Source organism: Sulfurospirillum sp. HTRB-L1 (genome assembly GCF_059415125.1).
This window is the reverse complement of record NZ_JCAHZR010000003.1, coordinates 145,639-158,858: the sequence shown is the minus strand read 5'-3', so window position 1 is coordinate 158,858 and position 13,220 is coordinate 145,639. Positions and strand designations below refer to the sequence as shown.

14 protein-coding genes are annotated in these 13,220 nt (G+C 51.2%); 8 read left to right on the top strand and 6 right to left on the bottom strand.

Annotated features, from left to right (window positions below; all coding sequences use genetic code 11):
* Window positions 1-38 precede the first annotated feature (38 nt).
* From napA to AC5SLM_RS06400, 8 genes are read left to right on the top strand one after another with little or no spacing between them, the layout of a single operon-like run.
* Window positions 39-2,831, top strand: coding sequence for a nitrate reductase catalytic subunit NapA (gene napA / locus AC5SLM_RS06435; protein WP_495250114.1), 2,793 nt, complete (start codon window positions 39-41; stop codon window positions 2,829-2,831).
* Window positions 2,832-2,834: 3 nt separating this feature from the next.
* Window positions 2,835-3,644, top strand: coding sequence for a ferredoxin-type protein NapG (gene napG, locus AC5SLM_RS06430; RefSeq protein ID WP_495250113.1), 810 nt, complete (start codon window positions 2,835-2,837; stop codon window positions 3,642-3,644).
* Window positions 3,637-4,455, top strand: a complete 819-nt coding sequence (gene napH / locus AC5SLM_RS06425; RefSeq protein ID WP_495250112.1) for a quinol dehydrogenase ferredoxin subunit NapH — start codon at window positions 3,637-3,639, stop codon at window positions 4,453-4,455. The genes napG and napH overlap by 8 nt, the downstream gene beginning before the upstream one ends.
* Before the next feature lie 9 nt (window positions 4,456-4,464).
* Window positions 4,465-5,070, top strand: coding sequence for a nitrate reductase cytochrome c-type subunit (locus tag AC5SLM_RS06420; protein ID WP_495250111.1), 606 nt, complete (start codon window positions 4,465-4,467; stop codon window positions 5,068-5,070).
* Window positions 5,071-5,562, top strand: a complete 492-nt coding sequence (locus AC5SLM_RS06415; RefSeq protein ID WP_495250110.1) for a 4Fe-4S binding protein — start codon at window positions 5,071-5,073, stop codon at window positions 5,560-5,562.
* Entirely contained in the window at window positions 5,547-6,503 is a 957-nt protein-coding gene (locus AC5SLM_RS06410) for a WD40 repeat domain-containing protein (protein WP_495250109.1), read from the top strand. Before AC5SLM_RS06415 ends, AC5SLM_RS06410 begins: the two co-directional genes overlap by 16 nt.
* The gene (locus AC5SLM_RS06405) at window positions 6,500-6,853 is read left to right on the top strand and encodes a chaperone NapD (RefSeq protein WP_495250108.1); all 354 of its coding nucleotides are present in this window, start codon (window positions 6,500-6,502) and stop codon (window positions 6,851-6,853) included. Before AC5SLM_RS06410 ends, AC5SLM_RS06405 begins: the two co-directional genes overlap by 4 nt.
* Before the next feature lie 2 nt (window positions 6,854-6,855).
* Complete coding sequence (locus AC5SLM_RS06400) at window positions 6,856-7,389, top strand: PAS domain-containing protein (RefSeq protein ID WP_495250107.1); 534 nt, start codon at window positions 6,856-6,858, stop codon at window positions 7,387-7,389.
* A gap of 27 nt (window positions 7,390-7,416) precedes the next feature.
* On the opposite strand, the gene AC5SLM_RS06395 is transcribed toward AC5SLM_RS06400, so the two are convergent.
* The 6 genes from AC5SLM_RS06395 to AC5SLM_RS06370 form a co-directional block, all read right to left on the bottom strand.
* Window positions 7,417-7,971, bottom strand: a complete 555-nt coding sequence (locus AC5SLM_RS06395; protein ID WP_495250106.1) for a protein-methionine-sulfoxide reductase heme-binding subunit MsrQ — start codon at window positions 7,969-7,971, stop codon at window positions 7,417-7,419.
* The gene (gene msrP, locus AC5SLM_RS06390; protein ID WP_495250105.1) at window positions 7,971-8,936 is read right to left on the bottom strand and encodes a protein-methionine-sulfoxide reductase catalytic subunit MsrP; all 966 of its coding nucleotides are present in this window, start codon (window positions 8,934-8,936) and stop codon (window positions 7,971-7,973) included. The genes AC5SLM_RS06395 and msrP overlap by 1 nt, the downstream gene beginning before the upstream one ends.
* Window positions 8,937-9,062: 126 nt before the next feature.
* Complete coding sequence (locus AC5SLM_RS06385; RefSeq protein WP_495250104.1) at window positions 9,063-9,980, bottom strand: bile acid:sodium symporter family protein; 918 nt, start codon at window positions 9,978-9,980, stop codon at window positions 9,063-9,065.
* Window positions 9,981-10,117: 137 nt separating this feature from the next.
* Complete coding sequence (gene ychF, locus AC5SLM_RS06380) at window positions 10,118-11,218, bottom strand: redox-regulated ATPase YchF (RefSeq protein WP_495250103.1); 1,101 nt, start codon at window positions 11,216-11,218, stop codon at window positions 10,118-10,120.
* Window positions 11,218-12,630 (bottom strand): leucyl aminopeptidase, encoded by a 1,413-nt coding sequence (locus tag AC5SLM_RS06375; RefSeq protein WP_495250102.1) that lies wholly within the window; start codon window positions 12,628-12,630, stop codon window positions 11,218-11,220. Before AC5SLM_RS06375 ends, ychF begins: the two co-directional genes overlap by 1 nt.
* Window positions 12,627-13,211: a DedA family protein gene (locus tag AC5SLM_RS06370; RefSeq protein ID WP_495250101.1), complete on the bottom strand. Its 585-nt coding sequence runs from the start codon at window positions 13,209-13,211 to the stop codon at window positions 12,627-12,629. The genes AC5SLM_RS06375 and AC5SLM_RS06370 overlap by 4 nt, the downstream gene beginning before the upstream one ends.
* Window positions 13,212-13,220: the final 9 nt, after the last annotated feature.

The following is a 13,220-nucleotide window of genomic DNA, read 5'->3' as shown; positions in this document are numbered from 1 at the left end:
GTTACAATTGCTCGTAACCCAAAAACCAGGAGGTTTTCATGTCCCTTTCAAGAAGAGACTTTCTCAAAACATCGGCCGCTGCTACCGCTGCTGCTGCTGTAGGTATTAGTGTCCCAAGCACGGCGCGCGCGGCGACTGCACAAGCAGAGTCGGGGTGGCGTTGGGATAAATCTGTGTGTCGTTTCTGTGGTACCGGTTGTGGCATCATGGTAGCAACCAAAGAAGGAAAAATTGTCGCCGTCAAGGGTGACCCTGCAGCCCCTGTAAACCGTGGCCTCAACTGTATTAAAGGCTACTTCAACGCCAAAATCATGTACGGGGCCGACCGGTTAACCCAACCTCTTTTGCGTACCAATGCTAAAGGCGAGTTTGACAAAAAAGGCAAATTCCGCCCCGTTTCATGGGAGCGTGCCTTTGATGAGATGGAAAAACACATCAAGCGTGCCCTCAAAGAAAGCGGCCCTGAAGGGGTGGGCGTGTTTGCCTCAGGCCAATACACCATCATGGAAGGCTACGCCGCCCAAAAGATGATGAAAGGCGGCTTGCGCTCTAATGCCATCGACCCCAACGCGCGCCATTGTATGGCTTCGGCGGTTGTGGGATTTTACCAAACCTTTGGAATCGATGAGCCCTCAGGCTGTTACGATGACATCGAACTCACTGACACCATCGTCACGTGGGGTGCTAATATGGCGGAGATGCATCCGATTTTATGGTCTCGCGTGAGCGACCGTAAGCTCACTTCGCCAGAGCGTGTCAAAGTCATCAACCTTTCCACCTACACCCACCGTGGGTCTGACCTCTCAGACACGGAAATCATCTTTTCTCCCAACACTGACCTTGCCATTTGGAACTACATTGCCAGAGAGATTGTCTACAACCACCCTGAAGCCATTGATTGGGACTTTGTAAACAAGTACATCGTTTTTGCTTCACAGCCTGTGAATATCGGTTATGGCATGCGACGCGGGGATGACAAGTCCATCAAAGAGGGCAAGTATTCGGCTTTGGAGATGGAGATTGTGGACAAAGAGATGAAGACCGTGGTTTCTGCCAAAGAAGGCCCAGCACTTGAGCCTTTTGGCTACAAAGAGGGCGACGTGATGGAACACAAACCCGCAGGGCTAAAACACTGGGAAATCTCCTTTGAAGAGTACAAAAAATTCCTTGACCCTTACACGCTTGATTATGTGGCGACCATCTCCAAAGGTGACCCCGATGAGTCCTTGGAAAGCTTTAAAGCTAAGCTTCAAGAGTTGGCAAGTTTGTACATCGAAAAAGAGCGCAAAATCGTCTCTTTTTGGACAATGGGGATGAACCAACACACACGAGGCACATGGGTCAATACTCTTGCGTATAACGTGCATTTCCTCCTTGGCAAGCAAGCCAAACCTGGAAGCGGCGCGTTTTCGTTGACGGGTCAACCCAGTGCGTGTGGTACGGCTAGAGAAGTGGGAACCTTTACCCACCGACTTCCCGCGGACATGATGACTGAAAACCCAAAACACCGCCAAATCGTGGAAAATGTGTGGAAGATTCCTGAGGGCACACTCAACGCCATTGGCAATCAACACATCATGAAAATCCACCGTGACATCGAAGATGGGGTGATTAAATTTGCCTGGGTAAACGTATGTAACCCCTACCAAGACACGGCCAATGCGAATCACTGGATTAAGGCCGCACGCGAGATGGACAATTTTATCGTGACATCTGATGCGTATCCGGGTATCTCGGCCAAGGTTTCGGATTTGATTTTACCTTCCGCGATGATTTATGAAAAATGGGGCGGGTATGGCAATGCTGAGCGTCGCACCCAGCTGTGGAAACAACAAGTCCTGCCCGTGGGAGATGCCATGAGCGACACGTGGCAATGGGTAGAGCTTTCCAAACGCTTTACCGTTAAAGACGTGTGGGGCGAGTACACCTTGCGTGGGGGTCAAAAACTTGAAAGCATGATAGACAAAGCCAAAGCGATGGGCTACACGGAAGAGACCACCATGTATGAGATTTTGTTTGCCTCCCCGCGTGCGAAAGCCTTTTTAGCCGACGACCCTGTGGGCGAAGGGTACGATGATTCTGATTCAAGGGGCGATAGCCGCAACGTCATCGGCAGCGATGGCAAGCCATGGAGCGGGTACGGTTTCCAAATCCACAAATACCTCTTTGAAGAGTACGCTTACTTTGGACGCGGCAAAGCGCACGACTTGGCCGACTTTGATACCTACCACCGTGTGCGCGGACTCAAATGGCCCGTGGTAGATGGCAAAGAGACCCAGTGGCGGTTTAATTCCAAGTATGACCCTTATGCGCGTAAGGAAAATACGGGCGAGTTTGCCTTTTACGGCACCTTGGCCAAAGCCTTGCAACAAGGGGATTTGCGCGGGGTGACCGACACCACAGCAAAAAGTCTCAAAAACAAAGCCAAAATCTTTGCCCGTCCGTATATGGATCCTCCTGAAATGCCAGATAGCGCGTATCCGTTGTGGTTATGTACAGGGCGCGTGTTGGAGCATTGGCACAGTGGTACCATGACCATGCGCGTGCCTGAGTTGTACCGCGCCGTACCCGAAGCGTTGTGTTTTATGCGCAGTGAAGATGGGGAAACGTACGGGGTTAAGCAGGGTGATTTAGTGTGGGTGGAGAGCCGTCGCGGCAAAGTCAAAGCACGGGTGGAAACCAGAGGGCGTAATAAAACCCCACGAGGGCTTATTTATGTGCCTTGGTTTGATGAAAAAGTCTTTATCAACAAAGTGTGCCTTGACGCAACGTGCCCACTTTCCGCGCAAACAGACTTTAAAAAATGCGCTGTGAAAATTTACAAAGCCTAAACCATGGAACCCAAGCAAGCACTCACCCAGCGCCGTAAATTCATCACCCTCATGGCACAAAGCGTCGGCTTGTCTGCTTTAGGGGGAATGGTGTGGACAGGGTACGTGGTGGAGGCCAAAACGGCCCCCTTGCTGTTGCGTCCACCGGGCGCTAGGGACGAAGAGGATTTTCTCACATTGTGCATCAGGTGCGGGCAGTGTGTGCAAGCCTGTCCTTATGATACCTTGTTGCTTGCTAGGCCTGGTGATCAAAAGCCCTTAGGAACGCCCTATTTTATCCCACGGAGCATCCCGTGTTACATGTGCGTGGATATTCCTTGTGTACCGGTGTGTCCCACGGGCGCATTGGATGCAAAGCCTATTTCGCGCATCGAAAACGGCGCCCGCGTGCTAGACATCGAAAAAGCGCGCATGGGGCTAGCGGTGGTGGACATGGAGTCGTGCATTGCCCATTGGGGTATTCAGTGCGATGCGTGCTACCGCGCGTGTCCTGTGATGGACAGTGCGATTTCTTTAGAGTACCGCCGCAATGAACGCACGGGCAAACACGCTTATCTTATTCCTATCGTAAGTAGCGAAGCGTGTACGGGATGTGGGATGTGTGAGCGGGCGTGTGTGACCGAAAAACCGGCCATCTTTGTTCGCCCTCACGCCCTTGTGCAAGGGGATGTGGGACGCCACTACATCAAAGGATGGGACACAACGGATGAGCGCAGGGTGGAAGGCATCGAAGGGCTAGAAACCACGACCACCAACCGTAGCAAACGTTCCCCACAAGAGTACTTAAATGAAGGAGGGCTGCTAGATGATTAGTCTTGTAAAAAAATACCGCTACATGCTTGCAAGGCGCGTTGTGCAGTTAGGACTTCTTGGGCTTTATGTGGCGGGCAATGTGGCGGGTTGGAACGTGCTTAAGGGAAATCTTAGCAGTTCCTTGTTGTTTGGAACCGTGCCACTGGCTGATCCTTTTGCTTTGGTGCAGATTTTTGCTACAGGGGCGTTGGTGAGCATGAGTGTTGTTGTGGGGGCGGTGATTATCGCTCTTTTTTACGCCCTTGTGGGCGGACGGGCTTTTTGTGCATGGGTATGCCCCATGAACATGGTCACCGACGCGGCCAATGGGCTACGAAGAGCGTTGATGCTTGATAAAAGTGAACGCAAAGTGTGGCTAGGACGCGGGGTGCGATACTGGGTGCTTGGCCTTAGCCTCGTACTCTCTTTTGCCCTTGGGGTAGCGGCTTTTGAGATGGTTAGCCCCATTGGCATCTTGCACCGTGGCGTGATTTTTGGGATGGGCATGGGCTTTGCCGCCGTGTTTTCCCTCTTTTTGTTTGACCTCTTTGGGGTAAAAAACGGTTGGTGCGGACACGTGTGTCCCCTTGGGGCATTTTACGCCCTCCTTGGTCGTTGGAGCGCGGTGCGGGTGATGCACCATCAGCCAAGTTGCACCTTGTGTATGAAATGCAAGGAGATTTGCCCTGAAAAACAAGTGCTCGAAACCATCGGTAAGCGCAGTGGCGCTATCACGATGGGGGAATGCATTAATTGCGGTCGGTGCGTTGAAGTGTGCGAAGACAACGCACTCTCTTTTGGTGTTCGTCGTTATATTCATCAAAACGAATAGGAGTTAATTATGTTAAAACAAAGCAGTATTCTTTTGGGCTTGGCGCTTGGCGCGCTGATTATCACGGGCTGTGCGGTTGCCCAACAAACCGTAAGCGAAGAAGAGATTGGGTTGCGCAAAACCTCTTTGTATGGAGAAGAAAAAACAGTAGCAGACCCAACCAACTACGCAAAATCCGTAGCGGGCGAGTCGCAAGTACTGGGGCGTGCTTTTGAAAATGCGCCACCCATGATTCCCCACGATGTGGAAGGGATGATGGACATCACCAAAGAGATGAACATGTGCATGGACTGCCACATGCCTGAGATGGCCGCCATGGTAAATGCTACGCCTGTGCCCGCTTCACACTTGGCCTCTTTTCGTCCGTTGACCCAGTATGTGCGTGGGGAGTTTCAAAAAGAAGGTGTGTTGGTGGTTAATACCTCGGATATTAAAACCGCCTTGCATCCACGCGAGGGATTGAGTATGGACCGCTTTACATGTACAGCTTGCCATGCGCCACAATCGGACAATACGCCCCTTGTTGCGAATCAGTTTAGTCCTGAGTTTCGCAGTAACACAGGCGCAACAGGCAATTCAAATTTGCTAGATGTGCTCAACGAAGGTGTGCGCTAGATGGCGAACCTTTCACGCCGAGGGATGCTTGCATCCCTCGCGTTTTCACGCCAGCATCAGGCTATCCGCCCGCCTTATGGTGGGGGTGAAGCGCTTTTTCACCAAGAGTGCCCCACGTGCATCGACGCACCCTGTGGCACTGTTTGTGAAGAAGGGATTATTCGCATCAATGCAGAAAAAAACCCTGAACTTTCCTTTGAAAATTCAGGCTGTACGTGGTGCAAGGCCTGTGCTCTTGCGTGTCCAAAGGGGGTGTTGGAGGTAGAAAATAGCCCCAAAATTCACGCGCACATCACCATTGACACCGCCATGTGTTTGGCGTGGAACAGTGTCATTTGTTCTACATGTAAAGACGTGTGCAACGAAAAAGCCATCGATTTTTTTGGCTTGTACCGCCCTGTTGTTGGAAGCGCTTGTACCGCTTGTGGGTTTTGTGTGGGCGTGTGTCCTGTGGATGCAGTGAAAAGGAGAAGCAAATGCGACGATTTTTAGCGGTGTGGTTGGTGGGGTTTGGTGTGCTCTACGCGCAGACCTTGACGCCTTATACGATGCTCGAAGCCCACGGCAATGTGCTTGACCTTGTGGTGCACGAGGGGAAAGTGGTAGCAGGAACAGACGCGGGAACCATCGAATGGTTTGACGTGCAAAGCGGCGCGTGGGAAAAGGAGGTGCGTTTTGCGCCCATTAAGGATTTTATGGGCAATGCGATGGCGGCAAAAGTCTACTCCGTGGATGCCCTTGGGAGCGAGGGGATGCTTTTGGCCACCGTGCAAGGCCCGACAAGTTTTCGCGAAGTGTACGTGATTAGCCGTGGGGAAAAAGAGCGAGTGATTGACGCAAAAGAGAGGATGATGATTAAAAAAGCCAAGTTTATTAGCCCCAAGCGCATACTCTTAGGGCTTATGAGCAATGAGCTTGTACTGTTTGATGTGGAGAAAAAAGAGGCGGTGTATCGCTTTCAACTCAGCCAGTCGCATTTTTCGGATTTTGCGCTTAATGAAAACAAAACCCTCGTGGTCACAGGCGATGAGTCGGGTGAAGTGCATTTGGTGGAGGTGGCGAGCGGTAGCGTGCTTCAAACCTACAAGGGCGGCAATGTGGACAACGTGTACAAGGTTGGGATGAAAAAAGAGCGCATCATCACCGCAGGTCAAGACAGGCGAGGGATTGTGTATGAGCGTGCTACGGGGACGTTTGTGCGGTTTGACGCGGAGTTTTTGCTCTATGCGTGCGCCCTTAGTCCTAGTGCCGCCCTTGGGGCGTGGGCGTTTACGGAGGACAATGCCATTGCGGTGTTTGACATCAAAAGCAAGACGCAACGGTTTTTACTCGAAGGCCAACGCAGTACGATGAACACGATAGTGTTTGTGGACGAAAAGACGCTAGTGAGCGGGAGTGATGACAAAACTATACTATTATGGAGGTTGCCATGAATGTTTCGAGTATTGTGGTGCAAGCGAAGGCTGTGTACATTGCAGGGTTGGTGGAAGAGTTTAAGGCGTGCGATTATTGTGATTACCACTTTCATGACGCGGCCCTTGGAAAGATTGTGTTGACAGTGGAAGGCGAGGGCATCGCGGAGGAGATAGAGAAAATCAAACGCATTAAAAGCGTTCCTCATGTGGTGAGTGCGGACATGATGATGGCCTACAGCGAGGACGAACTTGACCGCGAGCGGGAGAAGTTTGTCGGCAAAGATCCTGTGCCTTTGGTACTCAATGATGAATCGGTGCGCGCGGAAGAGATTGTCTACCGCGGTGATTTGAAGAAAAAAGAGGTGTAGCCATGCGCGGACAGGATGCTTTTATTGAAACCGAGGTGCCACAGAATGAACTGATTGTCTCACGGACGGATTTGCGTGGCGTGATGACGTATGCTAACGAGATATTTGCGCGGGTGAGTGGTTATGCAGTGGAAGAATTAGTGGGCAAACCCCACAATATCTTGCGCCATCCTGACATGCCCCGTTCGGTGTTTGCTTCTCTTTGGGCCACACTTAAGCGGGAAGAATTGTGGCAAGGGGTGATTAAAAATCTCCGTAAAGATGGCGGTTTTTACTGGGTGTACGCGGAAGTTTCAGGGGTGTACAAAGAGGGAAAGTTGGTAGAGTACAAGTCTATGCGTTCGCCCATCGATGAAACACTCAAACGCCGTGTGCAAAAAGAGTACGAAGCGCTTAAAGCCACAGAAGAGGGCGAATGTCTGGCCAGTTTTTACCTCCCTTGTGCTCTTTTGACAAAGTTAGAAAACTACGCCGCCCAAACCCAGCAAAGCGACAGCCAAGCCTTGACAAAGCTATTGGATGAACGGTTGTTGTAAAAGCCTTACATGTAAGGCTTTTACAGCCTATGTGTGCTTATCTTTTTTCACCCGTTTGACTAACCCAATCCCTCTATACCCCAGCAAAATAACCGTGAGAAAGATGAAAAACACTTCACGCTCTCCTAGGACTTTTTGTGCCATGGTTTCATGGATGAGGATGAGCACGAGGGCGAGGTAGACCAGTTTGTGTTTGGCATGGTGCTTGGCAAAGAGGCGTTTTGTGGAGGTGATGCCCATAAAAACAAGGATGGCAAATGCGCTCATGCCGAGGTAAATGAAGGGCTTGTCGAGGGTCTCTTTGAGCACAAATCCCACATCAAGCTGTGCATCAAGAAGGAAAAAATTACTAAAGTGCAACGTGGCGTAAAACAGCGCAAAAAGCCCGAGCATCCTTTTGTAGCGCAAGAGGTTAAGGACGCGTCGCAAGGGCGTAATGGACAAAGAAAGAAACAAAAACCCCATGGCACTCAGGCCCGTGAGGGTGTAGAGGTGCTTGATGGGGTCGTTGGCACTTTGAACGCTGTAAAGCAGGTAGGCTAGGGGCAAAAGTGCGCCGACAAACACCGCTATTTTTGCCATCAAAAAAATCTTTTCAAATCCATCTCTTTGTACAACGAAGCCACCTCTTCGCCATAGCCGTTAAACATCAGTGTATCGGTTTTTAAAAAACTGCCCAGTTTGCGCTCTTTGGCTTGGCTCCATCTTGGGTGGTCAACGTGTGGGTTGACGTTGGCGTAAAAACCGTATTCTTTTGGGTTGAGTGCTTGCCACGTGTTTTTGGGTTCGGTGGTAGTAAAGGCCACATGGTCGATGGATTTGATGCTTTTAAAGCCGTATTTCCACGGTACAACCAAGCGCAACGGTGCGCCGTTTTGATTGGGGAGGACTTTTCCGTACATGCCCACCGCCACAAAGGCGAGCGGGTGCATGGCTTCATCTAGGCGTAAGCCTTCCACGTAGGGGTAAGGAATCGCCCCACTTCGGAGGCCTTTGCGTTGGTCGGGGAACATGGTTGGGTCATATTTGGTTTGAAACAGCACGTACTTGGCGCTGGAGGTTGGCTTGGCGATGGCAAGGAGTGCCCAGAGGGGAAATCCAATCCACGGCACGACCATCGACCACCCCTCCACGCAACGAAAACGGTAAATCCGCTCTTCAAGGGGAATGTTGGCGAGCAACGCTGCCACTTCAAGGGGCGTGGTGTTTTCGCACTCGCCGTGCAATCCTACCTCCCACGGTGCGGATCTTAGGGTGTGGGCCATGCGCGCAGGTTTTTCTTTGGCGGTGGAAAATTCGTAAAAGTTGTTGTAGGTGCTTGCTTGTTCAAAGGTGCTCAGTTCCAACCCTTTTCCATGAGAAGTTGGGGTGAATGCAAGAGGGGCAAGGGGGTCGTTTTGGGCTGCCCAAAGGGTCTCCATCACCACACTGGAAGAGACAAGTGCGGCCGCGCCCAGTTTGAGAAAATCCCTGCGTTTGTGAAAAAGTGTTTCGTCGGTGACATCATTTTCGCTCAATTGCCAACGGGGTTTTTTGAAAATATGCACGGGGTCTCCTTTGGGGGATGTTTTTTACATGTAGAGCGCCTTACATGTAAGCGTAAGGCGCCTTAAAGTCCTAAAAAATCCCAATACCCCAAAAGAAGAACAAGCCTCCTCTAAGGAAACGGTGCCTTAGGAGACTTCCCGTTTCCCCCAAAAGCCAGCAAGAAGCGAGCCTGAGATGTTGTGCCAGACGCTAAAAAGCGCACCTGGGAGGGCGCTTAGGGGCGTGGCGGCAAAGTATTTGCCCGCAAGGGCTACGGCAAGGCCTGAGTTTTGCATCCCTGTTTCGATGGCGATGGTACGGCAGGTTTTAGCATCATAACCCAAGAGTTTGGGGGCAAGGTACCCCACCAACAGTCCTAAGAGGTTGTGCAACACGACACCAAGAAAGATGAGCGCGCCCACGGTGGCGATTTTGGGTTGGTTCAGAGCAATAACGATGGCGATGATGAATAAAATCGCCCCCATGGAAAAGAGGGCAAAAAGGTTGTGGAGTTTTTGGATTTTGGCGCTAAAAAGGTGGCTGCACACAAGGCCAGCAAGGACGGGAACAAGGACGATTTTAACGATGCCCATGAGCATGCCAAGGGCGTTGACATCCACCTCGTGCCCCACGTAAAACCACACCAAAAAGGGGGTTAGAAAGACTGAAAGAATGGTGCTAATGGCGGTGAGCGTGATGGAAAGGGCAACGTCCGCTTTGGCAAGATAGGCCATGACATTGGAAGCGGTGCCTCCTGAAACGGCGCCCACTAGGAGCATCCCCACAAGCAAGTCGGTGGAAAATCCAAGGGTTTTAGAGATGCCAAAAGCCAACAGTGGCATACAGCCAAACTGCAAAGCCAGCGTCAAACCAATGACCACAGGACGCTTAAGCGCGCGCAAAAAATCCTCCGCTTTGAGAGTTGCGCCCATGAAAAACATAATCATCGTAAGCAAGGGCACGATGAGCGAAGCATGGGACTTAAAAAGCATCGGCGCAAGGTACGCCAAAGCGCCCACCAAGATAGCCCAAAGGGGAAAGAGTCCATTAATGCGGTTAACCATACACACTCCTTTTTGAAAAACGTCAATTGTAGCGTGATTGGGGTAAAAAGTGGTAATTTTGGGGGTGGAAGGTCTTTACATGTAACGGACTAGTAAAAAGCTGCCGTGCTAGCCACGACAGCTCTTGAGTTAAAACCCTACACGTTAAACCGAAAGTGCATCACGTCGCCATCTTTGACGAGGTAGTCTTTGCCTTCTAGGCGCATTTTCCCCGCTTCTTTGGCGCCGCTTTCGCCCTTACATGTAAGGAAATCTTCGTAGCCGATGACTTCGGCTTTGATGAAGCCTTTTTCAAAGTCGTTGTGAATCACTGAAGCCGCTTTGGGGGCTTTCCAGCCCCGCTCAATGGTCCACGCGCGCACTTCTTTAACACCGGCGGTAAAGTAGCTGATGAGGCCCAGTTTTTCAAAGGCCGTTCGGATGATTTTCTCTAAACCCGACTCTTCGATGCCAAGTTCTTGCAAAAATTCCGCCGCTTCCTCTTCTTCTAAGGCGACCATCTCTTCTTCGATTTTGGCGCACAGTTTGATGACGTCTGCCCCCACGCGCGCGGCGTGGTTTTGAAGGGCTTGTACGTACATGTTGTCTTCCAAAAGCCCGTCTTCGTCCACGTTTGCGCCGTAGATGACGGTTTTGTTAGACAAGAAACGCAGTTCTTTGTTGAGCGCTTCAAAGTAAGGATTTTCCCTGTCGGCAAAAGTGCTAGCAGGGTGCAAGTCATCGAGGTGATGGAACAAGGCTTGGGCCACTTCAAGGGCGCCTCTGGCGTCTTTGTCGGACTTGGCCATGCGGGTGAGCCTGTCGATTTTCTTACTAAGCTGTTGCACATCGGCAAGCATGAGTTCGGTTTCGATGATTTCGATGTCGCGAATAGGGTCGATGCCCCCTTCTACGTGGGTGATGTTTTCATCTTCAAAGCAGCGCACCATGTGCAACACCACTTCCACTTCGCGAATGTTGGAGAGAAACTGGTTACCTAATCCCTCGCCCTTGCTGGCTCCGCGCACAAGCCCCGCGATGTCCACAAAGTCGATGGTAGAGTGTTGAATGCGCTCAGGATTGACTATCTTTGCAAGCGCGCCCAAGCGTTTATCGGGCACAGGCACGATGGCCTTGTTGGGCTCGATAGTACAAAAGGGGTAATTTGCCGCCTCGGCGTTTTGCGCCTTAGTGAGCGCGTTAAAGGTGGTCGATTTTCCTACGTTTGGCAAGCCAACGATACCTACACCCAACCCCATTAGTTTGCCTCCTTGGCTAATGCATCCAACCAGTAAAGGTTCATGCGCACACCCGCACCACTGGCACCTGTTTGGTTGTAACCCCACGGTTTTTCCACGTACGCAGGCCCTGCGATATCAAGGTGAATCCACTTGGGTTTGTGCTCTTCTTCGATGAAGGTATCAAGGAAAAGCCCCGCCGTGATAGCCCCGCCATAGCGCGAGGAGCTGATGTTGGAGATGTCAGCGACCGAACTTTTGAGCAGTTTTTTGAGGTAGCGGTTAAAGTGCAGTGAGCCTGTAAGCTCGCCGCTCATCGCCGCCGCGTTGTGCAACGAAGCGATGAGTTCTTGGTTATGTCCCATGACGCCGGTGGTGTATTCGCCCACGGCCACCACGCAAGCACCCGTCAATGTTGCCATGTCAACAAGGATGTCAGGCTTGAACCCTTGGGCGTAGCACAGACAATCGGCCAAGACCAAGCGCCCTTCTGCATCGGTGTTGCGCACTTCGATGGTGGTGCCGTTTTTGGCTTTGAGCACGTCATCAGGCTTGTACGCGTTGCCGCCTATCATGTTTTCGGTTGCGCCAATGATGGCGTGGATTTCAAAGGGAAGTTCCAGTTCTGCCGCCCCCTTTAAAATACCAAGAGCCGCCGCGCCGCCGCTTTTGTCGGCCTTCATGGTCACCATGCTGTCTCCTGGCTTCAAGCTCAACCCGCCGCTATCGTACGTCAACCCTTTGCCTACAAAAATCACCCGTTTTTTCGCGGGCACTTTGGGGGTGTAGGTGAGGTGGATGAGGCGCGGAGGATGCACGCTAGCACGGTTGACGGCCAAAAACGCTTCCATGCCTTGTTCTTCTAAAAAGTGTTTGTCATAGACTTTACATGTAACGCCCTCAAGCGCGGAGAGTTTCATGGCATCATCCGCCATGCGCACGGGCGTGTAGTCGTTGGGGATAGTGTTGACCGCTTCCTTAGCGTAGTTGGTCGCGTTAGCGATGGTGTAGGCTTTTTGGATTTGTGCGACCGCGTCCGAAGCGGTAGTGGCGATGCGCACTTCTTCTAAGTGCACGGGGTCATTTTTGCTTTTGTAGGCGGTAAATTGGTAGCTTCCTAGCTCAAAGCCTTCTACCAAAGCGCCAATGTTGCCGTACGCTTCTGTGAATACGACTTTACATGTAGAGGCTTTTAACAGTTCCCACGCCTTAGCAGCAGCCAAGCGCAGTTCATCCGCCTCAAAGTTGTCGCAGCCGACGTAAACAGTTTTGGTGTGGGGAAAGTAGACCCCCGCTTCGCTTTTGGGTTTAAAGCCGTAGGCTTCAAGGAGGGTTTTTTCTTCTAAGGTTTCAAAAATGGCTGCATCCACGAGGATAATGCGCGCGTGGGCACCTGAGGTTTCAAAAGAGGTTTGTATGGGGGTAAATTTCATCGTTGACTCCGTAATTTTAAGATAGTGTTTTCCACACGGTGGAAAAAGTAAAAAATGCTACCCACAAAGGCAATGACCAAAGGAATAGCCAAATACCAATGCTCTTGCCCGTACGTGAGCAGCCCAAGGATAGTGTCGCCCATGTACCAAGCGGGTAAACAGAAGATACAGGCCCATGTAAAGGAACTGATGCCATTAATGAGCACAAATTCTGCGCGGCTGTAGCGCGTAAGCCCTACAGACATGGGCACGACAATGCGCAAGCCGTACATGAAGCGTTGAAAAAAGATAATCGCCCGCCCGTATTTTTTGAGCAGCATATGGGCGATGGCAAACTTGCGCCGTTGGGTATTGAGTTTTTTGTAAATGTAGTTCTTGTTGTACCTGCCAATGTGAAAGTAGAGCAAATCTCCCGCCATGCCTCCAAGGGTGCCAACCACAAGGGCGATGGGCAAATTCATGTCGCCCGTATGGGAAAAGACTCCTGCAATGACAAGGGCCGTTTCGCCCTCAAGCACGCACCATACAAATAAAATAATATACCCATAGGTACGGATAAGGTCAATAAATGTTCCTTCCATGGGCTATGC